The sequence below is a fragment of the Methylobacterium terricola genome (genome assembly GCF_006151805.1).
In the GTDB taxonomy this organism is placed as follows: Bacteria; Pseudomonadota; Alphaproteobacteria; order Rhizobiales; family Beijerinckiaceae; genus Methylobacterium; species Methylobacterium terricola.
Window position 1 is genome coordinate 196,325 of sequence record NZ_VDDA01000004.1, and the last position, 24,193, is coordinate 220,517.

The 24,193-nt window shown below is 71.8% G+C and carries 24 protein-coding genes and 1 pseudogene; 10 read left to right on the forward strand and 15 right to left on the reverse strand.

Features of this window, described 5'->3' with window-relative positions; genetic code table 11:
* Nucleotides 1–116: 116 nt before the first annotated feature.
* Complete coding sequence (locus FF100_RS11310; RefSeq protein ID WP_139035828.1) at nt 117–761, reverse strand: MlaC/ttg2D family ABC transporter substrate-binding protein; 645 nt, start codon at nt 759–761, stop codon at nt 117–119.
* 4 nt (nt 762–765) lie between these two features.
* Nucleotides 766–1,845 (reverse strand): lysylphosphatidylglycerol synthase domain-containing protein, encoded by a 1,080-nt coding sequence (locus FF100_RS11315; protein ID WP_139035829.1) that lies wholly within the window; start codon nt 1,843–1,845, stop codon nt 766–768.
* A 298-nt stretch (nt 1,846–2,143) separates the two neighbouring features.
* On the opposite strand from FF100_RS11315, the gene FF100_RS11320 reads away from it, so the two are divergent.
* The 3 genes from FF100_RS11320 (at nt 2,144) to FF100_RS11330 (ending at nt 5,333) form a co-directional block, all read left to right on the forward strand.
* Entirely contained in the window at nt 2,144–3,328 is a 1,185-nt protein-coding gene (locus FF100_RS11320) for an amidinotransferase (RefSeq protein WP_139035830.1), read from the forward strand.
* 230 nt (nt 3,329–3,558) lie between these two features.
* The gene (locus FF100_RS11325; RefSeq protein WP_139035831.1) at nt 3,559–4,854 is read left to right on the forward strand and encodes an SDR family oxidoreductase; all 1,296 of its coding nucleotides are present in this window, start codon (nt 3,559–3,561) and stop codon (nt 4,852–4,854) included.
* A 5-nt stretch (nt 4,855–4,859) separates the two neighbouring features.
* A complete protein-coding gene (locus tag FF100_RS11330; protein WP_139035832.1) occupies nt 4,860–5,333 on the forward strand; it encodes a DUF2269 family protein in 474 nt (157 codons plus the stop codon).
* 13 nt (nt 5,334–5,346) lie between these two features.
* On the opposite strand, the gene FF100_RS11335 is transcribed toward FF100_RS11330, so the two are convergent.
* The 10 genes and pseudogenes from FF100_RS11335 to acnA all read right to left on the reverse strand — a co-directional run bounded on the left by FF100_RS11335 (nt 5,347) and on the right by acnA (nt 15,272).
* Entirely contained in the window at nt 5,347–6,234 is an 888-nt protein-coding gene (locus FF100_RS11335) for a DUF3313 domain-containing protein (RefSeq protein ID WP_139035833.1), read from the reverse strand.
* Nucleotides 6,235–6,475: 241 nt separating this feature from the next.
* The gene (locus tag FF100_RS11340; protein WP_139035834.1) at nt 6,476–7,264 is read right to left on the reverse strand and encodes an SDR family NAD(P)-dependent oxidoreductase; all 789 of its coding nucleotides are present in this window, start codon (nt 7,262–7,264) and stop codon (nt 6,476–6,478) included.
* 192 nt (nt 7,265–7,456) lie between these two features.
* The gene (locus FF100_RS11345; RefSeq protein WP_139035835.1) at nt 7,457–7,660 is read right to left on the reverse strand and encodes a hypothetical protein; all 204 of its coding nucleotides are present in this window, start codon (nt 7,658–7,660) and stop codon (nt 7,457–7,459) included.
* A 115-nt stretch (nt 7,661–7,775) separates the two neighbouring features.
* Nucleotides 7,776–8,381: a glutathione S-transferase gene (locus FF100_RS11350; protein WP_139035836.1), complete on the reverse strand. Its 606-nt coding sequence runs from the start codon at nt 8,379–8,381 to the stop codon at nt 7,776–7,778.
* A gap of 194 nt (nt 8,382–8,575) precedes the next feature.
* Nucleotides 8,576–9,796, reverse strand: a complete 1,221-nt coding sequence (locus FF100_RS11355; RefSeq protein WP_139035837.1) for an alpha/beta hydrolase family protein — start codon at nt 9,794–9,796, stop codon at nt 8,576–8,578.
* 173 nt (nt 9,797–9,969) lie between these two features.
* Complete coding sequence (locus tag FF100_RS11360) at nt 9,970–10,182, reverse strand: NepR family anti-sigma factor (protein ID WP_139035838.1); 213 nt, start codon at nt 10,180–10,182, stop codon at nt 9,970–9,972.
* 305 nt (nt 10,183–10,487) lie between these two features.
* Nucleotides 10,488–11,213, reverse strand: coding sequence for a metal ABC transporter permease (locus tag FF100_RS11365; RefSeq protein ID WP_139035839.1), 726 nt, complete (start codon nt 11,211–11,213; stop codon nt 10,488–10,490).
* A 212-nt stretch (nt 11,214–11,425) separates the two neighbouring features.
* A pseudogene (locus tag FF100_RS11370) lies at nt 11,426–12,116 on the reverse strand (IS5 family transposase); the annotation flags it as partial.
* 7 nt (nt 12,117–12,123) lie between these two features.
* Complete coding sequence (locus tag FF100_RS11375) at nt 12,124–12,429, reverse strand: hypothetical protein (protein WP_139035840.1); 306 nt, start codon at nt 12,427–12,429, stop codon at nt 12,124–12,126.
* A gap of 143 nt (nt 12,430–12,572) precedes the next feature.
* Nucleotides 12,573–15,272 (reverse strand): aconitate hydratase AcnA, encoded by a 2,700-nt coding sequence (gene acnA, locus FF100_RS11380; RefSeq protein WP_139035841.1) that lies wholly within the window; start codon nt 15,270–15,272, stop codon nt 12,573–12,575.
* Between the two features lie 378 nt (nt 15,273–15,650).
* Here acnA and ccmA point away from each other — a divergent pair, with 378 nt between their 5' ends.
* A complete protein-coding gene (ccmA, locus tag FF100_RS11385) occupies nt 15,651–16,295 on the forward strand; it encodes a heme ABC exporter ATP-binding protein CcmA (protein ID WP_139035842.1) in 645 nt (214 codons plus the stop codon).
* Nucleotides 16,295–16,963, forward strand: coding sequence for a heme exporter protein CcmB (gene ccmB, locus FF100_RS11390; protein ID WP_139035843.1), 669 nt, complete (start codon nt 16,295–16,297; stop codon nt 16,961–16,963). Before ccmA ends, ccmB begins: the two co-directional genes overlap by 1 nt.
* Before the next feature lie 21 nt (nt 16,964–16,984).
* On the opposite strand, the gene FF100_RS11395 is transcribed toward ccmB, so the two are convergent.
* Together FF100_RS11395 and FF100_RS11400 are read right to left on the reverse strand one after the other, a co-directional pair.
* Nucleotides 16,985–18,670, reverse strand: coding sequence for a methyl-accepting chemotaxis protein (locus FF100_RS11395; RefSeq protein WP_139035844.1), 1,686 nt, complete (start codon nt 18,668–18,670; stop codon nt 16,985–16,987).
* A gap of 377 nt (nt 18,671–19,047) precedes the next feature.
* Entirely contained in the window at nt 19,048–19,221 is a 174-nt protein-coding gene (locus FF100_RS11400; protein WP_048450062.1) for a DUF1328 domain-containing protein, read from the reverse strand.
* A 148-nt stretch (nt 19,222–19,369) separates the two neighbouring features.
* On the opposite strand from FF100_RS11400, the gene FF100_RS11405 reads away from it, so the two are divergent.
* The 3 genes from FF100_RS11405 to FF100_RS11415 are packed head-to-tail and all read left to right on the forward strand — an operon-like array spanning nt 19,370 to nt 20,891.
* The gene (locus FF100_RS11405) at nt 19,370–20,137 is read left to right on the forward strand and encodes a heme ABC transporter permease (RefSeq protein WP_139035845.1); all 768 of its coding nucleotides are present in this window, start codon (nt 19,370–19,372) and stop codon (nt 20,135–20,137) included.
* Nucleotides 20,138–20,139: 2 nt separating this feature from the next.
* Nucleotides 20,140–20,295 (forward strand): heme exporter protein CcmD, encoded by a 156-nt coding sequence (ccmD, locus tag FF100_RS11410; protein ID WP_139035846.1) that lies wholly within the window; start codon nt 20,140–20,142, stop codon nt 20,293–20,295.
* Complete coding sequence (locus FF100_RS11415; protein ID WP_425463301.1) at nt 20,292–20,891, forward strand: DsbE family thiol:disulfide interchange protein; 600 nt, start codon at nt 20,292–20,294, stop codon at nt 20,889–20,891. The genes ccmD and FF100_RS11415 overlap by 4 nt, the downstream gene beginning before the upstream one ends.
* 85 nt (nt 20,892–20,976) lie before the next feature.
* Here FF100_RS11415 and FF100_RS11420 read toward each other — a convergent pair whose 3' ends face one another.
* Nucleotides 20,977–21,771, reverse strand: coding sequence for a GyrI-like domain-containing protein (locus FF100_RS11420; RefSeq protein ID WP_246102025.1), 795 nt, complete (start codon nt 21,769–21,771; stop codon nt 20,977–20,979).
* Between the two features lie 191 nt (nt 21,772–21,962).
* Here FF100_RS11420 and dapF point away from each other — a divergent pair, with 191 nt between their 5' ends.
* On the forward strand, nt 21,963–22,847 hold the full coding sequence (dapF, locus tag FF100_RS11425) for a diaminopimelate epimerase (protein WP_139035848.1): 885 nt from the start codon (nt 21,963–21,965) through the stop codon (nt 22,845–22,847).
* Nucleotides 22,847–24,079, forward strand: a complete 1,233-nt coding sequence (gene mtaB, locus FF100_RS11430) for a tRNA (N(6)-L-threonylcarbamoyladenosine(37)-C(2))-methylthiotransferase MtaB (RefSeq protein WP_139035849.1) — start codon at nt 22,847–22,849, stop codon at nt 24,077–24,079. Before dapF ends, mtaB begins: the two co-directional genes overlap by 1 nt.
* Nucleotides 24,080–24,193 lie beyond the last annotated feature (114 nt).

Genomic DNA, 24,193 nt, shown 5'->3' on the forward strand with positions numbered 1-24,193 from the left:
GGCGCGGCGGGTTGTCTTATGGTGTCGCAGCAATCCGGCGGCCGGTGGCATCCATCGGAGGATCGGATGGCCGCCGGAGCCGGGCATCGGCCCTGCGGGCCTTCGGAGCGCGAACGCTAGGGCTTGGCCTTGGGGGCCGGCGCCGCCAGCATCGTCTCGGTCGATTTCTTCAGGTGGGCGAGAAGGCCGTCGGCTCCGCCCTCCTGCAGCGGCTCCGAGAAGCCGGTCCGCAGGGTGCCGGCCTCGCTGACCGTGCCCTGGAGGAAGACGTCGGTGATGCGGTTCTCGGCGTTGAGCACGTAGTCGACCGGGGAGGTGTCGCCGCTGCCGTCGGTCACCGTGACGTGCACGATGCGGCCGGGCCCGCGGGCCTCGCTCTTCGGGTCGATGGCGAAGGTGCTGCCCGCCGCCGCGCTCAGCCGCGTGGCGTATGTCGCCGCCAGGTAGGGGCCGAAGGCCGCGATCAGCGCCTGCTGCTTCTCGGCCGGGATGTCCTTCCAGCGGGTGCCGACGCCGAGGCGCAGCATCGCCGGCAGGTCGAAGGTCTGCTGCATCGGGCCGGACAGGATCTCGGACCGCTCGCGCACGGTGCCGGCCTTCAGCGCCGCCTCGAGGGCATCGGTCATGCGCCGCACGGTCGCGACCGCCGGGTCGCCCTCCCCGGCTGCGGGAGTTGCGGGAGCCTGAGCCAGCGCCGGCAGCGCGGCCAGCCCGAGGGCGGCGATCGTCAGGCTGCGCAGGATGTCGCGTCGGGTCTGCACCAGGTCATTCTCCTTTGCCGTCGGCGGGCGCCGCGGCGTAGCCGAAGGCGGGCCTGTCGGCCCGGCGCGGGCGGATGATGAAGGCCCGCAGGGCCGCGCCGAGACCGGTCGCCGGGCGGCGGCCCGGCTCGGCATGGCCGTCTTCCATCGCGTGCCAGAGCATCAGGCTCGGCAGCCCGACCGCGAGGTCGGCCAGCCGCTTGATCAACGACAGGGCGAGCGCTGCCTCGGCCGGGATGCCGAACACCGCGCAGAGCGCGATCAGGCCACCCTCCTGGGCGCCGAGCGCGCCCGGCACCGCGAAGGCGGCGCCGCGCACGGCCTGGGCCAGGCTCTCGATCACGATCGCCTCGAGGAAGCCGACCTCGTAGCCCATGAAGCGGAGCGCGATCCAGACCTCGAGGGTGCCGATGATCCAGCCGAACAGATGCGTGCCGATGGCGGTGAGAATGCGGCTACGGGCGGCGTAGAGGCCGCGCAGGCGCTCGAACAGCACGTCGACGGCCCCGAAGATCCGCCACTCGCGCCCGCCGGCGAATCGGTTGATCGCCGCCTGGAGCAGGCTCTGCCCGAAGCGGCGCTGCACGAGGTAGAACGCCACCAGGGCCGGCGCCGCGACGACGAGGCCGAGGCCGACATAATGGACGATCGGCCCGTCGCCGCCGAGCGCCACCAGGATGCCGAGACCGGCCACCGTGAAGAGGAACTGCGTCAGCGCCTGGACCATCAGGTCGACGAGGGTCGTCGCGCCCGACAGCGCGCCCGACACCTTGTGCAGCGTGAGCAGGCGCGCGCCGATCAGGTCGCCGCCGACCTGCGCCACCGGGAGCAGCGTGTTGACGCCCTCGCGCACGAAGCGCACGCTGACGCAATCGCGCAGCAGCGGCCTCTCGCCGCGGGGAAACACCACCCACCATCCGAGGCCCGCCCAGGCCACGGCCACGAAGCGCGCGACCACGACCAGCACGGCGCCCCAGCCGGACGCCCACAGGGCGGCCGCGACGGCGTCCGGCCCCGAGGAGACGAACAGGCCGATCACGGTGCACAGGCCGGCGATCAAGCCCAGTGTCGTCAATCGCTTCATGACCCTCTTTCTGTCGCAGCGGCCGCGGCCCCGTCAGGCGCGCCATTCCGGCAACGGGGGCGAAACAAAGCAGCGCCGTTGCGTCTCGGCACGTTGCAGCTTTGGTGGGCGCTGTCTATCACCGCCCGGACACAGTGCCGGCGAAACCGGCATGTTCCACCGGCCCGGCGAGCCCGCCCAAGCATCGCCGCAAGCTTATGTTATGGCGCAGCTTCCTTGCCCACCGGACGTGACCGGCGGGGCCCGGAAACGCGCGAGAGAAGGCCGCTCGCGACGGCCGTCAGGGGATGGACGAGGCATGGATCGGGAGACGACCTTCGAGGCCGAGCGCGGCGCGCTCGACGATGCCACCGCGCATGACCTGGCGCCCTTCCGGGGCGAGGCCCCGGGCCGGGTCACGGCGCCGCAATCGCCGGTCATGGCCTGGAACGAGTGGGATCCCCTCGAGGAGGTGATCGTCGGCTCGCTCGACGGGGCGACGATTCCGACCCACCACCTGACGGTGATCTTCAACCTGCCGCGGGCGGCCCAGCCGTTCTACCGGCTCGCCTCCGGCTGGAAGTATCCCGGCTTCATGAAGAAGCTCGCCCAGCAGGAGCTGGACGGCTTCATCAAGATCCTGGCCGGCGAGGGCGTGAAGATCCGCCGTCCCGATTCCGTCGACTTCTCGAAGAAGTTCAAGGCGCCGCGCTGGTCCTCGCGCGGCTTCTGCGTCGCCTGCCCGCGCGACCCGTACCTGGTGATCGGCGACGAGATCATCGAGAGCCCGATGTGCTGGCGCTCGCGCTACTTCGAGGGCGATGCCTACCGCTCGCTGTTCAAGGAGTATTTCCGGGCCGGCGCGCGCTGGACCTCGGCGCCGCGGCCGCAGCTCACCGACGACCTGTACAACTACGACTACCGGGTGCCGAACCTGAAGGCCGGCGAGCCGATGCAGTTCACGGTCAACGAGTTCGAGCCGGTCTTCGACGCGGCCGACTTCGTGCGCTGCGGCCGCGACCTGTTCGTCACCCGCTCGAACGTCACCAACCTGATGGGCATCGAGTGGCTGCGCCGCCACCTCGGGCCGGGCTTCCGCATCCACGAGATCGAGAGCCGCTGCCCGCAGCCGATGCACATCGATTCGTCGTTCATGCCGCTCGCCCCCGGCAAGGTGCTGGTCAACCCCGACTACATCGACATCGAGAAGCTGCCGGCGGTGCTCAAGAAGTGGGACGTGCTGATCGCGCCCCGTCCCGACCCCGTCGAGGGCTTCATGAGCAAGATCTCGATGTGCTCGCCCTGGACCTCGATCAACGTGCTCGCCATCGACGAGAAGAAGATCGTGGTCGATGCGAGCCAGCCGACGCTGATCAAGGCGCTCAAGGACTGGGGCTTCGACCCGATCCCGACCCCGTTCCTGTCCTACGGCCCGTTCGGCGGCTCGTTCCACTGCGCCACGCTCGACGTGCGCCGGCGCGGCGCGCTGAAGTCGTACTTCTAGGATCGGGCCGACCGTCATCCCGGAGCCGCGTGGCGGAACCCGGGATGACGGTCGGGACGGCCGCGGCGACAGGCGCGTGGACGCCGATCGCGACCGCGATCCGGCGACGTTCGGGGTTTCGTCACCACTGACCGGCCATGGAAGGACGGCACGGCGCGAACCGGCGCCGGTGCCGTCCACCCGAAGGCCGTCTCCCATGACGATCCTGGCCCCATGACGATCCTGGTCCCATGAGGATCCTGGTACTCGGCGGCTACGGCCTGATCGGCGCCGCCGTGCTCGCGCAGCTGCTCGATGCCGGTCACGACGTGCTCGCCCTCGGCCGCGACACCGACGCGGCCCAGCGGCTCTGGCCCGAAGCGACCTGGATCGCGCACGACATCGCCACCTTGAGCGAACCTGCCGCGTGGCATCCGGTCATCACCGGGTGCGACGCGGTGGTGAACTGCGCCGGCGTGCTGCAGGACGGCCCGCGCGACGACGTGCGCGCCGTCCAGGACGTCGCCATGCGGGCCCTGTTCCGGGCCTGCGCGGCGACCGGTCTCCGCAGGATCGTCCAGATCTCCGCCGTCGGCGCATCTCCGGAGGCCCGAACCGCCTTCATGCGCAGCAAGGCCGCGGCCGATGCCGCCTTGAGCCGGCTCGACCTCGACTGGACCATCCTGCGCCCGGGCCTCGTCCTCGCCCCCACCGCCTATGGCGGCACCGCCCTGTTGCGGGCCCTCGCCTCCGCACCGCTCGTCCTGCCTGTGGTCGGCGGCGCCGGGCCGATCCAGACCGTGCATGTCGACGACGTCGCCGAGGCCGTGCGTCTCGCCGTCGAGGGACGGGTGCCCACACGGGCGGCCTACGATCTCGTCGAGGACGAGACGCATCCTCTGAGCGAGGTGGTCGCGGCGTTCCGGGCCTGGCTCGGCCATCCGCCGGCCCGGGTCGTGACGGTGCCGCGGCTCCTGGTGCGGCCGGTGGTGGCGGTCAGCGACGGTCTCGGCCGGCTCGGCTGGCGCTCGCCCCTGCGCAGCACGGCGCTCGCCCAGGTGACCGCGGGCGTCACCGGCGATCCCGGGCCGTGGCGGCGGGCCGGCGGGCCGGCACTGTCCGGGTTGCGGGCCAGCCTGCGCCGCCTGCCCTCCACGGTGCAGGAGCGCTGGTTCGGCCGGCTCTGGCTGCTGAAGCCGGCGGTGATCGGCGGATTGGCGCTGTTCTGGCTCGTCTCCGGCCTCGTCGGCCTCGCCCGGTTCGACGCGGCCGCGTCGGTGTTGACCGGACGCGGCGTCGGGCCGGATGCGGCCCATCTGGCGGTCGCGGCCGGCATCGGGCTCGATCTCACGCTCGGGGCGGCCATGCTGGTGCGGCGCCTGATGCCGTTCGCAGCGCTCGCGATGATCGGCGGCACCCTCGCCTATCTGGCGGCCGGGACGTGGCTCGCCCCCGATCTCTGGGCCGACCCCCTCGGGCCCTTCGTGAAGACGCTGCCCGCCGCCCTCTTGGCGCTCGCCGCCCTCGCCCTGGCCGCCGAGCGCTGACGCCGATGCCGTGGATCGATCTGCTGCGCTGGCTGCACGTGATCGGTGCGACGGTGCTGTTCGGCACCGGTGCCGGCATCGCCTTCTTCATGCTGGTGGCGCACCGCACCCGCATGCCGGCCCTGGTCGCTCACGTCGCCGGCACGGTGGTGATGGCCGATGCCCTGTTCACCGCGACCGCGGCGGTCCTGCAGCCGCTGACCGGGCTGGCCCTCGCCCATCTCGTCGGCTGGCCGCTCGGCGAGGGCTGGCTCCTGGCTTCGATCGGGCTCTACGTCGCCGTCGGCCTGTTCTGGCTGCCGGTGGTCGCGATCCAGCTCCGAATGCGCGACCTGGCGCGGGCGGCCGCCGCGACCGGCGCACCGCTGCCGCCGGCCTATGACCGGCTGTTCCGGATCTGGTTCCTCTGCGGCTGGCCCGCCTTCGCGGCGATGCTGGCGATCCTCTGGCTGATGACCGCCAGGCCGGCCCTCGGTTGACCCGCCCGTCGCCTCAGCGCCCGGCGGTCGGTCCCTTGTCGGTCCAGTCCGGCGGGGCGCCGAACGAATCGCCGATGATGCCGTCGATGCCGGGGGCGCGGCCGAAGGCCTGGCAATCGGGGTCGCGGGGCATCTCGCCGAGCACCGTGACGCGGACGCGGTCATAGGTCGGGAGGGTGAGCTCGGACTCGAACGGGTCCTCGCCGGTGGCGAGGTACGATCCGAAATCCTGCCCGAAATCGCCGGCGAGGTCGTAGATGTCGGCGATCGGTGAGAACCGGGCCTGGTTGGTGAAGGAGTTGGCGCCGCCGGCCCACACCATCGCGGCGCGCTGCTGGCGGCGGGCATCCAGGGCCTCGGCCTCGACCGTCAGGTCGCCGAGCCCGATCGGCAGGCGTGGCACCGGCACCTTGCCGATGGTGTCGGCGAAGCCGACACCGACCTGCGCGGCGATGGTGATCGCCGCCGAGGCGCCGACCGCGACGCCCGAGGCCGGCACGTTGGTGAGGCCGGCCCGGGTGATGTTCGCCCGTACGGTCAGGTCGGCCGGGCCGGACGAGACCACATCGTAACGCAAGGACAATTCGTAGCACAAAGCCCGGTCCGCCGCGTTGGCGACGACCCGGCGCTCCTGCTCGGTCACGCCGGGGCCCGACACCGCCGCCGTGAAGGTGGTCGGGACGATGCGCACGGTCCGCACCTGCGCCATGGCCCCCTTGTCGATGAAGATCCGCGACTTGGTGGCGGTCGCCTCGCTCGGTGTCAGGTGGTCGTAGCGCGCCAGCAGCCCGGTCTGGGTCAGGACCGGCGTGGCGCAGCCCGCCAGCACCGCCAAACCGGCCACGGCCGCGACGCGGCGGGCGGCCCGCGCGTTCAAGGCAGCCTTGAGTGTCGTCCGCATTCGGTCGCTTTCCCGGATCGCGCGAAGCCGGCTCCGCGGCACCCCCGTTGGGGGGAACCCGGAATCCGGCTCCCGGCGGCGCGAGGCGGACCCGTTCGAATCCCGCCACGCCGTTATGACCTGAAGCCTAACTCCCGCCGCCCGGGTCGGAAAGCCGAGCTTGGCGGCGGCACGCGCTTCGGTCCGGGGCTGTAACGCTTCGGCCACATTGTTTCCGAGGGTCAGGGCCCGCCCGCACCGTTCAGGCCAGGGCCGCCATACTGCAGCTCTGGCCGCCATCCACCGGCAGGCACACGCCGGTGATGAAGCGGGCCTCGTCGGAGGCGAGGAAGACCGCCGCATGGGCGATGTCCCAGGCTTCGCCGAGGCGCCCGAGCGGCACCCGGCGGTCGCGGCCCGAAGCGAGCGTGCCGGCGCCGCGGCACTCGTCGGCCAGCGTGGTGTCGAGCAGGCCCGGCAGGATGGCGTTGGCGCGGATGCCGTCGCGGGCATATTGCATCGCCACCGAGACGGTGGCCTGGTTCACCGCCGCCTTGGCCGCGGCGTAGGCGAAGGCCGGCGCCCCGGCCCAGCGCAGGGACGCCACCGACGAGATGTTGACCACCGCGCCGGACCGCCGCGCCCGCATTCCCGGCAGCACCGCCTTGCAGGTGCGCCAGACCCCGCCGACATTGGCCTCGATCGCCCGCCGCCAGCTCTCCTCGTCGAGATCCTCCGGGCCGCCGGCCTCCGACAGCCCGACATTGTTGTGCAGGATGTCGATGCGGCCGAACCGGGCCTCGCCGGCGGCCACCGCCCCCGCCACCGCGTCGTAATCGGTGACGTCGGCGCGGAGGGCCAAGGCCTCATTGCCCTCCTCGGCGACGATCTGCGCCGTCTCCTCGGCGGCGGCGAGCTCACGATCGACGCAGATCACCCGGGCGCCCTCCCGGGCGAAGGCGACGGCGACGGCCTTGCCGTTGCCCCACCCGGTCCCGGCGGAGCCCGCCCCGAACACGATCGCGACCTTCTGCAGCAGGCGTGTCGACATGGCCCCGGCCTCCCTGACCGGGGGGAGAGTCGCGAGAAACGCCGGGGTCGCGCAACGGGCGGCAGAGCAGGGCCGCCCATCCTCGCCCGCATGGATGGAGGCGGTCGCGCGACTCATCGGCGAAACGGGCGGGGCTCATACCCCTTCGGACCAAGGAAGACGGGCTCGCGCCGAAATACGGGCGTCGGCCGGTCAGGCCCGGGCCGTCGCGCCGCGCATCGTGCGCCAGGCGGCGACCGCGACCGCCAGGGCGAGGGCGATCTGGGCGATGCTGCCCTCCCCCAGATGGGTATGGCCGAGATCGAGGCGGACGGCGAGGCGGACCGCCAGCCCGGCCGCCCAGTAGCCGAGGCAGAAGGTCAGGGCGGCGGAGAGGAGCGCGACGAAGTCGTTCATGGGAGCAAACCCCACGGTCGAGGAGAAGCCCGGCGCAGCAAGAGCCGCGCCAACCCCGTCACTCAGCCCGATCTCCGCCGTGCCGCCAAGCTATCCCTTCAGCCGAGCGGGCGGTTCACTCCGGCCGCGTCGCCTGCATCGACGGACGCTCGCCGAAGCGCGCGTACCACGCCGCCGCCGCCGGCGCCCGCTCGCGCCAGCCGAGGTCGGGCAGCCGCAGGTCGAGATAGCCGAGGGCGCAGCCATACGTGATGGCGGCGATGTCGACCCGCTCACCGAGCCCGGGCGCGGCCGCCTCGATCTCCGCCAGTGCGTCGACGATCTTCTCGCGCTGGCCGGAGACCCACCCCGCCGAACGCTCACCCTCCTGGCGTACCCGGGTCTCGTAGACGCAGAGCAGGGCCGCATCGAGCAGCCCGTCGCCGGTCGATTGCGCGGCGAGAGCCGCCCAGCGCGCCGGGCCGGGGGCCGGGAAGAACCCGCCCTGCCCCAGATGGTCGAGATATTCGCAGATCACCCGGCTGTCGGCCAAGGCGGTGCCGTCGTCGAGGATCAGGGTCGGCACCTGGGCGAGGGGATTCCGTGCCCGGATGGTCGCGTCGCGGTTGATCGGGTGGGCGGCGGCCGGCAGCAGCTCGATGCGGTCGAACTGCCCGAGCTCGTGGGCGACGACCAGCACCTTGCGGACGAAGGGCGAGGTCTTGGCGTAGAACAGCTTCATGGGGTTCCTCCGCTGTGATTGATCGTCACCGTGCGCTCTTTCGGCGCGATGGCGGGTCATGCGAGCCTCCCCGTCATGGATTCCGGGCTCCGCCGCGCGGCGTCCGCATGACCATGAGGAAGGTCCATCTGTCGAGTGCGGCAATGGGAGCGTGACGGGAGGCCGACGCACACCGCCATCTCATCCGTCCACCGTCACTGCCCCCGCGCCGGGCTCCCGGGCTTCGCGGCGGGCTTCGCCGGTGCCGCGGGAGCCACGCTCGCGGCCGCGGGGGCTGCAGCTGCCGCGGGCTTCGCCGGGGCCGGCGGGCGCGGGGTCTCGACGGCGAGGCGCCGCACCGGCCAGCCGTCGCTCCAGCGCTCCATGTCGATGAAGCGCGGGTTGCTCTTCAGGCTCGTCGCGCTCTGGCCCGAGAACGCGGCAGCCGCCGCGAGGTCGAAGGTCTTCCAGTAGGCGAGGTAATCGAGGCTGTCGGTGCCGGCGCCGTTGATCTGCCCGACCAGGACGGTCTGCTCGCCGGTCAGCGTCATGTCGGCCGACCACTTGAAGGGCGCCGGCTTCTGCTTCGGGTCGGGGGCCGGCAGCTTGACCTGCGCGACGTCGTAGGCCGGGTTGCCGCCGGCCGGCGAGGCCAGGGTGGCCGACAAAGCCGGGAAGCCGTGGTCGTCCGAGAGTGCCCGGACCATCAGCTTGTGATCGGTCGGCACCGCGCTCGCGTCGCGCATCACGCGCCGGGAGGCAATGTCGGCGGCGCGGGCGTCGCGGTCGCCGATCACCGTGACGATCAGCGTGGCGGGATCGATGCTGTTGAGGTCATGGAGCGCGATGCCGCGAGCCTTGTCGTCGCGGGCGATGCCGCCCGGCATCGCGCCGAAGATCAGCCGCGGCACCGGCAGCCCGGTCTCCTTGGCATGCGCCGCGAGGTTGGCCGCCAGCGGCACGCCGGCGAGGTGGCCGATCAGCGCCACCCGGCCCGTATCGGGCTTCGCGTCCTGGTCGGTGGCGAGTTCGGCGAGCGCATCCTTGACGAGGGCCGCGGTGATGCCGCTCGCATCGACCGGCCGGGTGCGCCCCACCTCCTGGAAGCGCGGGAACAGCACGAGGTAGCCGGAGCGGGCGAGATGCTCGATCCATGCGCCGTAGGCCTGCGGGTTCACCGCGCCCCAGGCGTGCAGCATCACCGCCACCGGCCGCCCCTGCGCCGGGGCGGCACCGTTGCCGTAATAGGCCAGGGTCACCGCGCCGGCCCGGCCCAAAGCCCGTTTCACCACGGCGGCGGCCGAATAGGCTTGTCCGCCCGGGCCCTCCTTCGGCTGGGCGGGCGGCGTGGCGGCCCCCGCGCCGGGCGCACCACCGAGCGCCGCGAGGGCGAGGGCGAGCGGAAGGGCGAGGCAGATGCGGGTCAGCGAAGGCATGAGGCAGGGGGGCTAGCGGCTCGGGACGCGCACCCCACACTGTTTCGCGTCCGCACTCAAGGCGTGATCGCGCGGGGCCGACCCGTTCACAGGGCTTGTCGCTTCCGCGGTACAGTCAATGTGCGCGGTGCCGAGAGCAGAGGCCGAGTCCGGACGAGACGGCGATCAGGTTTTCAGCCCTGCCCCTCGGGTTCATCCCCCAGCACCGCGTGCAGCCGCTTGACCAGGGTGTCGAGTTCCTGTGGCACCGGCTCGTCGGTGACGCTGGTGTACATCGCCCGCAGGTCGTGTCCGAGCTTGGCGAGCAGCAAGGCATCGGCGAGCGACGAAGCGGTGGAATGCGTCTGGCCGAAGCTTGCGGCGTGATGGCTCGGGATCAGCTTCATGGCGCATCGACGGGAGGGCGTCCCGGCTCCAGCAAGGGAAAATCCAGATTCGAAGCGCAACCCGGCGACCGCGCAAGGAGGAAAGGCGCCGGAGTTCCGGCTCGATAGGAGTAACGCGGCTCCCGGGAAGCAGTTGCGCCTGATTTGCAGGCAATCCCCTTGAAACACAGGCAACCCCGCGCGATGACGCGCGAGGCTGCCACCATCCATACTCCTGCGTCATGCAGCGGATGCGACATGGGACGGGCGGATGCGACCTGGGCTGAAGCCCCGCGGCGGCGATCCGGCGCCCGCCCTCGCCCGCGTCACATCGGCGGCGTCAGGCCGTCCTTGCCGACCGAGATGCTGCGCGCCTCGAGCCGGTCGCCCTCCCGCACCGCCGAGGCGAAGATCTTGGCGCCGGGCTTGAGCACCGCCCGGTCGGCCGGCTCGAGCATCACCACCGGCGTGCCCGGCGGCACCGCGACCGCGAGGGTCTGGCCCTTGTAGGAGACCGTGAGGGTCCGGCCACCGGCGGTGGCCGGACCGCCCGCCACGGTGCCGTTGGTCATCGTGGTCTCCACCTCGGGCGCCTTGACCGTGCCGTTGGTCATGCTCGTCTCGACCTCGGGGGCCTTGACGGTGCCGTTCGTCATGCTGGTCTCGACCGGGCCGCTCGCGGCGCCGTCCGGCAGGCGGTCCCACGGGTAATGCCCCTCGCCGGCGCCGCGCAGAGATTCGGGGAAGATCAGCACTTCGAGGGCCACCGGCGGATCGCCGGGCTTCGCCCCGGCCTTGGCGGCGGTGCCGATGAAGCTGCCGTCCTTGACCTGGTCGAGGCTCGCCGGTGCCAGCTGCGCGACCCGCGTCCCGGGGACGAGGCGCACCGTCTCGGTCGCGCCGGCGCGGGTCCGGATGGTCACCGTCTCCGCTTCGACGCGCTCGATCGTGCCGCGCAGGCGCTCGACCTGCGGCGCGGCCTGGGCTGCGCCGAGGGCGGCGCCAGCCGCGACTGTCAGGCCGGCGGCCGCGATCGTCCTGAGGATGGTCATGAGAACTCCGGGGAGCAGAAAGGCTCGGGGGGAACGAACGAATTCGGGGATCGGGACGGTCCCGCTCCGGTTATGGTTCACCCTGGCCGTGCCGGACATTCGCCTCGCGCACACGTGATCGAGGATGGTCCCAGACCCATCCTCCGACGGAGCGGATGTCGGACCGGCGCAGAAGGAATGGAATACGAGGAGCTTAGGCAGGGACTCAGGCAGGTCCGTGCGATGACGCAGGAGGCGAGTGCGACGGCGGTGAGGGAATCACAGGCCAAGCGCTCGTCGCGGGTCGCGACGCGCCGCCCGTCCTCGAGATGGCCGACCAAGCGCTCGATCCGATTGCGCTGCGGATAGGCGCTCCGGCCGTGCGTGTCGGGCCCGGTCCGGATAACCGGGGACGGGATGGCGGCGATCACCCGGTGGCTCGCGCGCCAATCCCGCAGGCTCTGGGCGTTCGTAGGCCCTGTCGGCAATCAGGCGTTTGGACGACGCCACGGCCCGCAGCAGAGGCGGCGCCATGGTGATGTCGGCCACGTTGCCGGGCGCCAGGGCGAACGCAACCGGTCGGCCACGACCATCGGCCAAGCAAGACAATTTACTCGCGACGCCGCCGCGCGAACGGCCGATCGCCTGGCTCCAGGCCCTCTTTTCCACCGTCGGCCGAGCGGTGGGCTGTCACGTGGAACGCGCCGCGCATCAGCGCGTCCGGCATGGGGCCAGCGGCTGCGATCTTGGCCTACAGGCGCTGCCAGATCCCGCGCTGAGACCACCTGTCAGGTGGGTGTCGACCATCGTGTGTGGGCCGTAGGCGGACGGCGTGTCCTGCCAGCGGCCGCCGGGTCGGCCGTGCGGCAGGTGCGGCGCGATCCGCGCCCAGGCTTCATGCGAGAGCCAGAACAGCCGGGCCATCGTGATCCTAGTCCTCCTCGGCCTCCTCCGGCTCCAGGGTTGCCTTGACCGTGTCGAGGACACGCCGGGCGAGGTCGGAATCAGGGTCCTCGCGGGTCAGCGCGTCCTCCAGCATGGCGAGGAAGCCGCCGAGCTGATGGCGGTAATGGTCGGAATCGACCCCGCGCAGGATGCCGGCGACGAAGCGTACCGCCATCTGCAAAGCCACCTGCTTGGCGGCGACGTCGGACTGCGCCTCGGAGAGCCGGGCGATCATCTCGCCGTGGCGCGCCGAGAGCGTGGTCAGGCCATTGATCTTGTCGTCCGGGCTCATCGCGGCACTCCCGAGAACAGGAAGGGGGCCTTTCCAGTCGGAAAGGCCCCCGTCGTCATGGCGGTTCCGGAAGCCTGTCAGGACTTCCGGCAATCCGAAACCTCACACTCCGGATGAACCGGGGCGTGGGGCCGTGCGGTGGCTCACGCCGCGAGCTGGCGCAGCACGTAGGGCAGGATGCCGCCGTTGCGGAAGTACTCGAGCTCGTCGAGCGTATCGATGCGGCAGGTCAGCGGGACCTCCTTCACCGAGCCGTCGGCCGAGGTGATCTTGGCGGTGAGCGTCTGGCGCGGCTTCAGCTCGCCGGCCAGGCCCTCGATGGTGACCGTCTCGTCGCCCTTCAGGCCGAGCGAGGCCCAGGAGGTCTCGCCCTGGAACACCAGCGGCACCACGCCCATGCCGACGAGGTTCGAGCGGTGGATGCGCTCGAAGCTCTCGGCGATCACGGCGCGGACGCCGAGCAGCTTGGTGCCCTTCGCCGCCCAGTCGCGCGAGGAGCCGGTGCCGTACTCCTTGCCGGCGAACACCACCAGCGGGGTGCCCTCCTGCTCGTAGCGCATTGCGGCGTCGTAGATGAACATCCGCTCGCCCGACGGCTGGTACAGGGTGTAGCCGCCCTCGACCACGTTGCCGGCCTCGTCGCGCACCATCTGGTTCTTGATGCGGATGTTGGCGAAGGTGCCCCGCATCATGACTTCGTGGTTGCCGCGGCGGGTGCCGTACTGGTTGAAGTCCTGCACGCGGACCTGGTGCTCCTGCAGGTAGTGACCCGCCGGGGACGCCGCCCGGATGTTGCCGGCCGGCGAGATGTGGTCGGTGGTGATCGAGTCGAGGAACAGGCCGAGGATGCGGGCATTGACCACGTCCTCCACCGGCTTCGGGGTCTTCTCCATCCCGACGAAGTAGGGCGGGTTCTGGACGTAGGTCGAGCCGCCGTTCCACGCGAAGGTCTCGGCCTCGGTGACCTCGACGTCCTTCCAGTTCTGGTCGCCGCCGAACACGTCGGCGTAGCGCGACTTGAACAGGGCCGAGGTGATGTTGGCCTCGATGAACTCCTGGACCTCGGCGGTCGAGGGCCAGATGTCCTTGAGGTAGACCGGCTTGCCGTCCGAGCCGGTGCCGAGGGGCTCGGTGGTGATGTCGATCTGCATCGAACCGGCGAGCGCATAGGCGACGACGAGCGGCGGCGAGGCGAGGTAGTTCGCCCGCACGTCGGGGTTCACCCGGCCCTCGAAGTTGCGGTTGCCCGAGAGCACCGCGGCGGCCACGACGTCGTTGTCGTTGATCGACTTCGAGATCGCCGCCGGCAGCGGGCCCGAATTGCCGATGCAGGTGGTGCAGCCGAAGCCGACGAGGTTGAAGCCGAGCGCGTCGAGGCTCGGTTGCAGGCCGGCCTTGTCGAGATACTCGGCGACCACCTGGGAGCCGGGGGCGAGCGAGGTCTTCACCCACGGCTTCGAGCGCAGGCCCTTGGCGACGGCGTTGCGGGCGAGCAGGCCCGCCCCGATCATCACGCTCGGGTTCGAGGTGTTGGTGCAGGACGTGATCGCGGCGATCACCACGTCGCCGTGGCCGATGTCGAAGTTCGCGCCCTCGACCGGATAGCGCTTGGCGATGTCGGCCGCCTTCTTGAACTCGGTCTCCATCGACTGGGCGAAGCCGGGCTTCGCGCCGTCGAGCAGCACCCGGTCCTGCGGCCGCTTCGGGCCGGCGAGCGAGGGCTTCACGTCGCTCATGTCGAGGGCGAGCGTGTCGGTGAAGACCGGGTCCGGGGTCTCGGCGTCGCGCCACATGCCCTGCGCCTTGGCATAGGCCTCGACGAGGGCGATGCGGTCGTCGGCCCGGCCGGTGACCTTCAGGAAGTCGATGGTCTTCTGGTCGACCGGGAAGAAGCCGCAGGTCGCGCCGTATTCCGGCGCCATGTTGGAAATCGTGGCGCGGTCGGCGACCGACATGTCGTCGAGGCCGGGGCCGTAGAACTCCACGAACTTGCCGACCACGCCCTTCTTGCGCAGCATCTGGGTGACGGTGAGCACGAGATCGGTGGCGGTGGTGCCCTCGGGCAGCTTGCCCGACAGCTTGAAGCCGACGACCTCGGGGATCAGCATCGACAGCGGCTGGCCGAGCATCGCGGCCTCGGCCTCGATGCCGCCGACGCCCCAGCCGAGCACGGCGAGGCCGTTGACCATCGTGGTGTGCGAGTCGGTGCCGACGAGCGAATCCGGGTAGGCCACCTCGTGGCCCTCGAACGGCTTCGTCCAGACGGTCTGCGACAGGTACTCGAGATTGACCTGGTGGCAGATGCCGGTGCCCGGGGGCACGACCGAGAAGTTGTCGAAGGCCGACTGGCCCCACTTCAGGAAGGTGTAGCGCTCGCCGTTGCGCTCGTACTCAAGCGCCACGTTGTCGGCCAGCGCCTTCGGGGTGCCGAACTCGTCGACGATGACCGAGTGGTCGATGACGAGGTCGACCGGGACCAGCGGGTTGATCTTCTGCGGGTCGCCGCCGAGCGCCACCATGGCGTCGCGCATCGCCGCGAGATCGACCACCGCCGGCACGCCGGTGAAGTCCTGCATCAGCACGCGGGCGGGACGGAAGGCGATCTCGACCTCGGTCTTGCCGCGGTTCTCGAGCCAGCCGACCACGGCCTCGATGTCGGCCTTGCGGACCGAGCGGTCGTCCTCGTAGCGCAGCAGGTTCTCGAGCAGCACCTTCATCGAGAACGGCAGGCGGCTCGCATCCGGCAGGCCGTTCTTCTCGGCCTCGGGGATCGAATAGATGGTGTAGGTCTTCGCCCCGGCCTGGACGGTCTGGCGGGCCTTGAAGCTGTCGATGGATGCCACGGCGTGGTCCTCGCGAGGGGTTGTCGAACACGGCGCAGGCATATCCTGCGCCACTACCAAGTGTTCGGCCGGATGCGCTGCGGGTCCGGCCCTGGTTGACGCAGGGAAGACCCGTATGCCGCCCGCCCTCGCCTTCCGGCGGGAATCGGACGGTGCGCGCGCCGCCCCGGGGGTGCCCGGACTGGGATGCGCGAAGGACGGTTTGGACGCCTCTGAAGGTCGCGCGGCGCAGCCGGGGATGCGTATAGAACACTTCGAAACTGGCCGCTACGGGTCTGGTGGCCGCGGATTGGGTCATTCTCGCCGGGCCGGCCATAGCGTAAACGCGGGCGTCGCCCTCGCACCCTGCATAGACCCCCTGCCCTAGGATCCCTGCCCTTGCGCCTGATCGCCGAGGATCTCGCCTGCCGGCGCTCCGGCCGCCGCGTCTTTTCCGGGCTGTCCTTCACCCTGGAGGCCGGCGAGGCGCTCACCGTCACCGGCCGCAACGGCGCCGGCAAGTCGTCGCTTCTCGCCATCCTCGCCGGGCGGCTGCGGCCGGAGACCGGGCGGCTCGCGGCCGAGGGGGTCGGCGAGCGTACCATCCCCGAATGCCTCCACGTCGTCGGCCATCGCGACGGGCTCAAAGGGGCGTTGACGGCCGAGGAGAACCTCGCCTTCGCCCGCGACCTTCTGGGAGACGCCGACCTCGACCCCCGCGCTGCGCTGGCTCGCCTCGGCCTCGCCCATGCGGCGGGCCTGCCGGTCGCCTATCTCTCGGCCGGCCAGCGCCGGCGGGTGGCGCTCGCCCGGCTTCTCGTCTGCCGCCGGCCGCTCTGGCTCCTCGACGAGCCGACCGCCGCCCTCGACGTCGCCTCGCAAGCCGCCCTGGCGGAGCTGATGCGGGAGCATCTGCGCCAGGGCGGTCTCGTCGTCGCCGCCACCCACCAGGCGCTCGGTCTGGAGAAGGCCCGGGACCTGTCCGTCGAGGCCTTCCGCACCGCCCGGTCCGCGAGCGCCGATCCCTTCGCGGAGGCGGTCTGATGGGGCGCGCCTTCCTGGCGGTGGTCGCCCGCGACCTGCGGCTCGCCGGCCGCCTCGGCGGCTCGGGCGCCCTGTCCCTGGTGTTCTTCCTGATGATCGTCGCCCTGGTGCCGTTCGGCCTCGGGCCCGACCTCAACCTGCTCGCCCGGATCGGCCCCGGAATCCTGTGGATCGCCGCCGTTCTGGCGACCCTGATCGGCCTCGACCGGCTGTTCCAGGCCGACGAGGAGGACGGCTCGCTCGACCTCCTCACCGGCGCCCCCGCCCCGCTGGAGCTTCTGGTGCTCGCCAAGGTCACGGCGCACTGGCTCACCACCGGCCTGCCCCTGGCGCTGGCGACGCCGCTGTTCGGGCTCCTGGTCGCGCTCAGCCCCACCGGCATGGCGGCGACCAGCCTGACGCTCCTCGTCGGCACCCCGGCGCTCACCTTCATCGGCGCCGTCGGCGCGGCGCTCACCGCCTCGATCCGCCGCGGCGGCCTGATCCTCGCCGTGGTGGTGCTGCCCCTGATGGTGCCGACCCTGATCTTCGGCGTCTCGGCGGCGGATGCGGCGCTGGCGGGAACGGTGCCGTTCACGACGCCGCTGGCGATCCTGGCCGCGCTCAGCCTCGCCGCCGGGGTGGTCGGGACGCTGGCGGCGGCGGCGGCGTTGCGGTGGGGGGAGTAGCCCTCGCGCACTGCGCCCCGCTCAGGCCGCCCGCACCGTCGCGAGGAACCGCGAAACCTCCGCCGCGAGGTGCTCCGACTGGCGGGACAGCGCGGAGGCGGAGGACAGCACCTGGCTCGCCGCGGCCCCGGTCTCGCCCGAGGCGCGCGCGACGCCGACGATCGTGCGGGTCACGTCGCTCGTGCCGCTCGACGCCTGCGACACGTTGCGGGCGATCTCCCGGGTCGCCGCGACCTGCTCCTCGACGGCGGACGCGATGGAGGTGGCGACGCCGCTGATCTCACCGATTCGCCCGTTGATCGCCCCGATGGCGGCGACCGCCTGATCCGTCGCACCGCGGATCCGGCCGATCTGCGCCGAGATCTCGTCCGTCGCCCGGGCGGTCTGGGTGGCGAGCGCCTTCACCTCGGCCGCGACGACCGCGAAGCCGCGTCCCGACTCGCCGGCCCGCGCCGCCTCGATCGTCGCGTTGAGGGCGAGGAGGTTGGTCTGTCCGGCGATGCTTGAGATCAGGCCGACCACCTCGCCGACCTTCGACACGGCACCGTTCAGCTCCTGCACGAGGGCGGCCGTCGCGTCGGCCTCGGCCGCCGCGTGCCGGGCGAGCTCCGCGGAGCCGGAGACCTGACGCCCGATCTCCTGCACGGAGGTGCCGAGCTCCTCCGCGGCGGCGGCGACCGTGCCGACATTGCCGGAGGCCTGTTCGGCCGCGGCGGCGACCGCCGTCGACCGGCCGGCGGTCTCGCCGGCGGCGGCGCTCAGCGTGCCGGCGGTCGCCTGCAACTCGGCGGCCGAGTCGGACACGACCCCGACGATCCCGCCGACCGCCTGCTCGAAGGCATCCGCCAGCTGGCGCATGCCGGTCCTGCGCTGCTCCTCGGCGGACGCACGAGCCAACATCGTCTCGTCCTCAAGCCGGCGGGTGCGGATCAGGTTGTCCTTGAAGACTTGCACGGCGTCGGCCATCGCGCCGATCTCGTCGCGGCGGCCGGCTCCCGGAACCGTCACCGTCACGTCTCCGATGGCGAGGGTGGCCATCGCGGCCGTCATGCGGGTGATCGGACGGGAGATCCGGAGCAGGCCGAACAGGATCGCGCCCGTCGCCACGGCGAGCGCCGCGGTCAAGGCGGCCCAGGTGGCGAGAGTCGCGGTCGCGGCATGGTCGAGCGTCGCATCCGCCTTGCGTTGCGCATTCTCCCCGTTCAGCGTGATCGCCCGGCCGATGGCCTCGCCCATGGCCAAGGACAGCTTGAGCATCTCCGGCGCGACGATCTCGGCCAGTGCCTCCCGAGGCCGATCGGCCTCCACCAGCGTCACGGCTCGGCGGCCGATCGCCTCGTACTGCGCCCAGGCGCGCGAGAATTGTTCGTAGAGCGCGCGTTCCTCGGGCGACGAGATCAGGGGCTCGTAGCGGGCGCGAATGGCGGCAACCTGCTCGAGCACCAACAGATACATCCTGCGATGCTCGATCAGCTGCTGCGCGCCCTGCGTCGCGGCGGCGAGACGGTATTGACGCACCCGGGACTTGTCGACGGCAGAGGCCAGCTCGCTGATGACTCTGACGGACGGGATAAGATCGGTCGCGCTCTCCTGGGCGTTCCGGCGAATGGTGTCGAGCTCGAGAAGCGTAAGGCCTCCCTGAAGCCCGATGACGATTGCCAGCAGCAAAAGCAAACCACTGAGTGCGGACTTGATTGAGACACGCATCTGTCATTCCTTGCCTGGTCTGCGGCCCAGCGCACGGAATGGACATAGCGAATAATCGTTAAGCACGTTTGACGAGGCATGATCAGCGCCTCGACCGGGAACACGCCACGGTGATAGGGGCGCCCGGGGCCCGCACCGGGATCGTGGCGGGGCAGGACCGTCGGGCTCGGGACGCCGCGAGCGTCTTGCCCGTTGGGCAGCGCCGCACGCCCTTCTCGCGGATGAACGGGTCGGCTGTTGTATTGCCGGGGAGCCCGGCCCGGACCGATGAGGCGCAACGGATCCGGGACTGCTTCGGCGGGTGTCATGCGGCAGACAGCCTGCCGCGCAGAGGCTACCCGCTCCCCCGGCGCCGCGCACCGGGGGAGCGGACGCGCCTAGAACACCGCCTGCCCGAGCAGCACCGCCGCGATCACGATCACCACGGCGATCACCAGGAACAGCCCGAACAGCAGCCGCGCGATGCCGCGAGCCCCGGAGGCGACGTTGGTGAAGCCCAGCGCGCCGGCCACCAGTGAGATCACGAAGAAGATGATCGCCCATTTCAACATGGCGGAAGCACTCCGGTCGCCGCGAAAAGTCGCGAAGGTAACCTCTACCGCCACGCTTCGTTCCGCCCAGTCCACAGGCCCGTGCCCCCACCGTCTGCGCCGTTCGTCCGCATTGCTCACGGAGGCGCCGCCGCGCTACACCGGCGCCATGTCGATGGGTCTCCTCACGCGGCTGGCGCAGCCCGGCCACTTCATGCGCTGGTCCGGGGCCGTCCTGCCCTGGGTGGCGGGGCTCGCGGTCGCGCTGCTGGCGCTCGGCCAGTACCTGACCTGGTTCGTGGCCCCGCCCGACTACCAGCAGGGCGAGACGGTGCGGATCATGTTCATCCACGTCCCGGCGGCCTGGATGGCGGTGTTCTTCTACGGCGCCATGGCGGTCTCGGCGCTGGGCACCCTGATCTGGCGCCATCCCCTCGCCGACGTGGCGCAGCGCGCCGCGGCCCCGATCGGCGCCGCCTTCACGCTGATCTGCCTCGTCACCGGCTCGCTCTGGGGCAAGCCGATGTGGGGCACCTACTGGGTGTGGGACGCGCGCCTGACCTCGATGCTGGTGCTGTTCCTGATCTATTGCGGGCTGCTCGCCCTGTGGCGCACCATCGAGGACCCGAACCGGGCCGCCCGGGCGGTGGCGATCCTGACCCTCGTCGGCGCCGTCAACCTGCCGATCATCAAGTTCTCGGTGAACTGGTGGTCGACCCTACACCAGCCGGCCTCGATCCTGCGCATGGGCGGTTCGACCATCCACCCGACCATGCTCTACCCCCTCCTCGTCATGATCGTCGCCGCCTCGGTGCTCGGCATCGCCCTGCATCTCCAGGCGATGCGGACCGAGATCCTGCGCCGGCGGGTCCGCACCCTGACGATCCTCGAGGCCGAGCGGCTCGACGCCGCCCTGATGGCGCCTCAGGCGGCGTGACCATGGATCTCGGACCCCACGCCGCCTTCATCCTCGGGGCCTACGGCTTCACCGCCCTGGTGATCCTCGGCCTCGTCGCCCACGCGATCCTCGACCGGCGGGCGCAGGAGCGGGCGCTCGCCCGCCTGGCGCAGGAACCGCCGCGGGGTCGCCGGTGAGCGACGCCCCCTTGCATCCGGCCGACGACGCGGAGGAGGCGCCGCGGCGCTCGCGGCTGCTGTTCCTGCTGCCGCTGCTGGCGTTCGCCGCGCTCGCCGGCATCTTCCTCGGCAAGCTGCTCACCACCGGCTACGACCCCTCCGCCGTACCCTCGGCCCTGATCGGCCGACCGGTGCCCGCCTTCACCCTGCCGCCGGTGCCCGGCCTGACGGAAAGCGGCGCCGCGGTGCCGGGCCTGAATGCCGCCGACTTCCAGGGCAAGGTGACGGTGCTGAACGTCTGGGCGTCGTGGTGCGCGCCCTGCCAGGTCGAGCATCCGATGCTGGTGCGGCTGTCGCGCGACGGGGTGAACCTCGTCGGCATCGACTACAAGGACCAGCCCGAGAACGGCCGCCGCTTCCTCGGCCGCCACGGCAACCCGTTCAAGGCCGTCGGCGCCGACGAGGACGGCCGCGTCGGCATCGATCTCGGGGTCTACGGCGTGCCCGAGACCTTCGTGATCGGTCCGGACGGGCGCATCCGCGAGAAGCTGGTCGGGATTCTCACGCCCCAGAACTACGACGCGTTCCTGGCGCGGGTGCGGGCGATGAAGTAGAGGCGAGGCTCGAAGCCTCGCTCCTGTCCCGGATCGCCTTCCGCTTCGCTGCTCGCGTCCGGAACAGCGAGCGCGTCGGCGCCTCCTACTTCGGCAGCGCGTAGATGTTGACCTCGAGCGCCTCGTCCGACGGGCTCGCCAGCGGGGTCAGGTACTCCTCCACGAAGGCGTCCTGGACGATGATGCCCTTGGCGTCGAGATAGGCCGTCACCGTCTCGTAGGTCTGGTCGATGCCCTCGTAGGGGCCCTTGTGGGTGAAGCGCAGGGCCTTGCCGCTCGGGGTCGCGCCGAAGCGCAGGTCGTCGGGAAGGCCGGCGGGGCGCGGGTTCGGGGCGGCCTCCACCGGCACCATCACCTCGTACTGGAAGCCGTCGTCGTCGGTGCGGGTGAAGACCGAGAGCGGCTTGCCGGTCGCCTTGATGCCGGCTTGGGCGAGCGCCGCCTCGACCTTGGCGACCGCGTCCTTGAGGCTCGGCACCGCCTGGTCCCACTTCGCGCTGCCGGACAGGATCGCCGCGGGCTTGGCCGGCAGCGTCACCTCGTCGACGTCGGACGGGTCGCCCGGATTGGCGACGAGCGGCACGCGGCCGGCGGCCGGCGGCACCGGGGTCGCGGGCGGCAGCGCCTTCTCGGGGGCGGGCGGGGTCGGCGCCTGGTTCGGGCCCGGGCCGGGGCCCGGCGCCGTGGTGGTCGGCAGCGGGGTCGATTGCGCCGGGGACGGCGTGCCGGCCGGGGGGGCGGCGGGCGACGGCGCCGGGGCGGGCGCAGGGGCTTGGGACGGGGCGGGCGCAGGGGCTTGGGCCGGCTGGGCCAGCACCGAAGCGCCGCAGGCCAGGGAGGCCGCGAGGCCGATCGCGATCGTCGGGAGGCGGGTCTTCATCACGGGCGGAGCGCTCCGGGCGGCTTCAGCGTGGGTCGGCATCGCCGGACGGGTCGAACGCGTCAAGCGCAAAGCCGTTGCAGGCTCATCGCGGAAGCGTGAGCGAGCCGTTACGCCGCTCGCCTGCGCGCCGGTTCTGGTCCATACACCGCCCGATCCCCACCTGAGCGGTCACAGCCGGAGTCTGCCTCGTGTCGCCCCTCGCCCATCGCCGCTTCCTGAAGATGAACGGCCTCGGCAACGAGATCGTGGTGCTGGACCTGCGCGGCAGCGACATCCGCGTGCAGCCGGACGAGGCCCGCGCCATCGCGGCCGATCCGGCCTCCCGCTTCGACCAGATGATGGTGCTGCACGATCCCGTCACCCCGGGCACCGACGCCTATGTGCGGATCTACAACACCGACGGCTCGGAGGCCGGCGCCTGCGGCAACGGCACCCGCTGCGTCGCCTGGGCGATGCTGGACGATCCGGTGATGGCCCGCCCGGTCACGGGCGAGCGCCTGACCCTCGAGACCCGCCCGGGCCTCCTCGACGTGGTGCGCGTGTCGCCCGTGGACTTCACCGTCGACATGGGGGCGCCGCGCCTGCGATGGCACGAGATCCCGCTCGCAGAGCCGTTCCCCGATACCCGCCGCATCGAGTTGCAGATCGGGCCGATCGACGATCCGGTGCTGCATTCGCCGGGCGCGGTCAGCATGGGCAACCCGCACGCGGTGTTCTTCGTCGATCGCGATCCCGAGACCTACGACCTCGCCCGGATCGGCCCGCTGCTCGAATCGCACCCGATCTTCCCGGACCGGGCCAACATCTCGCTCGCCCAGGTCATCGACCGCTCGCATCTGAGCCTGCGGGTCTGGGAGCGCGGCGCCGGCCTGACCCGGGCCTGCGGCACCGCCGCCTGCGCCGCCCTCGTCGCGGCGTCGCGCCTGCGCCTCACCGACCGCACGGCCACCGTCACCCTGCCGGGCGGCGATCTCAGCATTGCCTGGGGCGAGGACGACCACGTCCGCATGACCGGCCCGACCGAGCTGGAGCACGAGGGGACCTTCGCAGCCTCGCTGTTCGAGGCGGCCTGATGTCCGTGGAGGTCCTGAGCTTCGGCTGCCGCCTCAACGCCGCCGAATCGGAGGCGATGCGCCGGCAGGCGGAGGCCGCGGGCCGCACCGACCTTCTCCTCGTCAATACCTGCGCGGTCACGAGCGAGGCCGGCCGGCAGGCCCGCAAGGCGATCCGGGCGGCCGCCCGGGCGAACCCGGCGGCGCGGGTGGTGGTCACCGGCTGCGGCGCGCAGGTCGAGACCGCGTCCTACGCCGCCATGCCGGAAGTGGCCGAGATCCTCGGCAACCGCCGCAAGCTCGATCCGGCGGCCTGGGCCGATCCCGCGCCGGAACGGATCCGGATCGACGACGTGATGGCGCCCCGGCCCGATCCGCTGCCCGACGCCGCGCCGATGCGGGCGCGCACCCGCGCCTTCCTGCCGGTGCAGAACGGCTGCGACCATCGCTGCACCTTCTGCGTCATCCCGTTCGGCCGCGGCAACTCGCGCTCCGTGCCGGCGGCGAGCGTCGTCGCGCAGGTCCGTGCCCTGGTGGAGGCCGGCACCCGCGAGGTGGTGCTGACCGGCGTCGACCTCACGGCCTATGGCCGCGACCTCGACGGCTCCACCCTCGGCGCCCTGGTGCGGGCGATCCTGCGGGCGGTGCCCGAACTCGACCGGCTGCGCCTGTCCTCGATCGATTCCGTCGAGGCCGATGCGGAGCTGGTCGCGGCCTTCGCCGAGGAGGCGCGGCTGATGCCGCATCTCCACCTCTCGCTCCAGGCCGGCGACGACCTGATCCTCAAGCGTATGAAGCGCCGCCACGGCCGCGACGACGCGATCCGGTTCTGCGCCGAGATCCGGCGTCGGCGACCCGACGCGGTGTTCGGCGCCGACCTGATCGCCGGCTTTCCGACCGAGACCGAGGCGCAGTTCGCCCGCTCCCTCGCCCTCGTCGAGGAATGCGGCCTCGCCCAGCTTCACGTCTTCCCCTACTCGCCCCGCCCGGGTACGCCGGCCGCCCGGATGCCGCAGGTCGCCGCGGGCGAGATCCGCGACCGCGCCGCCCGCCTGCGCGCGGCCGGCGCCGCCGCCTTCGCCCGCCGCCTCGACCGCGAGGTCGGCGAGACCCGCCGGGTGCTGGCCGAGCGCGGCGGAATCGGGCGCACGGAGGGTTTCCTGCCGGTGCGGCTGCCGGAGGGCGTGGCGGCGGGGGCGCTGGTCGACCTGCACATCGCCGGGCATGACGGGCAGGTGCTGCGGGCGGCGTGATCCCGGTTGCGAGCGAGCCTCGCCCCCGCGTCGGACCGCTCGCTTTTCCCTTAAGGAAAGCAGGTTATAGGCTAGTTATGTCCCGCATCTTGCCCGGCGCATGCGCCGTGGCAA